This is a genomic window from Chitinophaga sp. GbtcB8 (assembly GCF_019091455.1).
GTDB lineage: Bacteria > Bacteroidota > Bacteroidia > Chitinophagales > Chitinophagaceae > Chitinophaga.
Genome location: NZ_JAGXJN010000132.1, coordinates 1 through 284, shown reverse-complemented (window position 1 = coordinate 284; position 284 = coordinate 1). Strand labels below are relative to the sequence as shown.

General features: G+C 50.0%; 1 protein-coding gene. It reads right to left on the bottom strand.

Annotation, left to right across the window (positions count from 1 at the left end):
* Positions 1–284, bottom strand: a 284-nt coding sequence (locus KVT36_RS31680) for an AMP-binding protein (RefSeq protein ID WP_217607425.1), incomplete at both ends; no start/stop codon positions are given.

Below are 284 nucleotides of genomic sequence, written 5' to 3'. Positions count from 1 at the left end.
GTCAGCGCGTCCTTACCAAGGTAACCGCGGCTAACGCCCACACCGCCTATGTACAGCTCTCCGCTTATGCCTATTGGCAGTAACTGCTGGCGCTCGTCCAATACGTATAAACGCGTATTGGCCACCGGTTTCCCGATCGGTAATACCGGTCCTGTATTATCCTTTTTATAATGGTATATCGTTGCACTGATGGTAGCTTCAGTGGGGCCATATTTATTATAGAAATCATGATACGCTGCCCAGCTATCTGCCAGCCGCTGATCACAACTTTCTCCGGCAGAGAT